This window comes from Streptomyces sp. 150FB (assembly GCF_000818195.1).
Classification (GTDB): Bacteria; Actinomycetota; Actinomycetes; order Streptomycetales; family Streptomycetaceae; genus Streptomyces.
In genome coordinates, this window is the sequence record NZ_JTHL01000001.1 from 884,274 (window position 1) to 886,100 (window position 1,827).

Sequence of the window (1,827 nt, forward strand, 5' to 3'; positions counted from 1 at the left end):
CCGGCTTCGGCTTCGGCTTCGGCTTCGGCCTCGGCTTCGGCTTCGGCTTCGGCTTCGGCTTCGGCTTCGGCTTCCAGGAGTGCCCGCAGGCCGCGGGCCTGTTCGCGCAGGGCCGGGTCGCCCTTCGCGGACAGCGGGAACGCGAGGACGCCCGTGGTTCCGGCGCGCCGCTCCGGTGCCGGAGCCTCCTCGGCGGCCCTCTCGGGGGCCTGTTCCAGGATCGCGTGGGCGTTGGTGCCGCTGATGCCGAACGCCGACACGCCGAACCGCCTCGGGGCATTGGGGCGCGGGTGCCAGGGCAGCGCCTCGCCCAGCAGCCGGACGGTCCCCGCGGTCCAGTCCACGTGGCGCGAGGGAGCGTTCATGTGCAGGGAGCGGGGCAGGACGCCGTGGTGCATCGCCATGATCATCTTGATGATCCCGGCGACTCCGGCAGCCGCCTGCGTGTGCCCGATGTTGGACTTCACCGAGCCCAGCAACAGTGGACGGTCAGCCTCGCGACCCTGGCCGTAGGTGGCGATCAGCGCCTGCGCCTCGATGGGGTCCCCGAGCTTCGTGCCGGTGCCGTGGCCCTCCACGGCGTCCACCTCGGCGGGCCGCAGCCCCGCGTTCGCCAGGGCCTCGGTGATGACGCGCTGCTGCGAGGGGCCGTTGGGGGCGGACAGTCCGTTGGAGGCACCGTCCTGGTTGACCGCACTGCCGCGCACCACGGCCAGCACCTGATGCCCGTTGCGGCGGGCGTCCGAGAGCCGCTCCAGCAGGAGCAGGCCGGCGCCCTCGCCCCAGCCTGTGCCGTCGGCCGCGTCGGCGAACGGCTTGGCGCGGCCGTCGGGGGCGAGACCCCGCTGCCGGCTGAACGACACGAACTGGTTCGGGGTGGCCATCACCGTGACGCCACCCGCGAGGGCCATGTCGCACTCGCCCTGGCGCAGCGACTGGCAGGCCAGGTGGAGCGCGACGAGAGCGGACGAGCAGGCGGTGTCGACCGTGACCGCGGGGCCTTCGAGGCCGAAGGTGTAGGAGATCCGGCCCGAGACAACGCTCGCCGCGGCGCCTGTGCTGCCGTAGCCCTCACTGCCGGCACTCTCCTGCCGCGAGGCGGCGGCCAGGAGCGCCAGGTAGTCCTGCCCGTTGGTGCCGGCGAAGACCGCTGTGCGGCTGCCGCGCAGCGTGGCGGGGTCGATGCCCGCGCGCTCGAACAGCTCCCAGGAGGTCTCCAGCAGCACGCGCTGCTGCGGGTCCATCGCCAGAGCCTCGCGGGGCGATATGCCGAAGAAGTCCGCGTCGAACTCCGCGGCGTCGTGCAGGAAGCCGCCCTCACGCGCGTAACTGGTCCCGGGCCGTGCGGGGTCGGGGTCGTACAGCCCGTCCAGGTCCCAGCCGCGGTCCCCGGGGAAGGCGCCCATCGCGTCGACGTCCGTGCTGACCAGCCGCCACAGGTCCTCGGGGCCGCGTACGCCGCCGGGGAGGCGGCAGCTCATGGCGACGACGGCGATCGGGTCGTCGTCGGCGGGAGCGGGGCGGCCGGCGGGAGCCGGGGCGGTGGTGACGCCCTGGCCGCCGGGCAGTTCGGCCCGCAGATAGCGGACGAGCGCGGCGGGCGTCGGGTGGTCGTAGACCACGGTCGCCGGGAGGCGCAGCCCGGTGGCGGCGTTGAGGCGGTTGCGGATCTCCACGCCGGTCAGCGAGTCGAATCCGAGGTCCTTGAAGGTGCGGTCCGCTGCGATCGCCTCGGTGCCGACATGACCGAGTACAGCGGACACGTGAGCGCGGACGAGAGTGAGGAGGATCCGGCCGCGCTCCTCCTCGCCGCCGCCCGCGAGCCGG

Annotated in this window: 1 protein-coding gene; it reads right to left on the bottom strand. The window is 73.9% G+C overall.

The features are described 5' to 3' along the window. Positions 1-1,827, bottom strand: a 1,827-nt coding sequence (locus QR77_RS03345) for a beta-ketoacyl synthase N-terminal-like domain-containing protein (RefSeq protein WP_236711048.1), incomplete at both ends; no start/stop codon positions are given.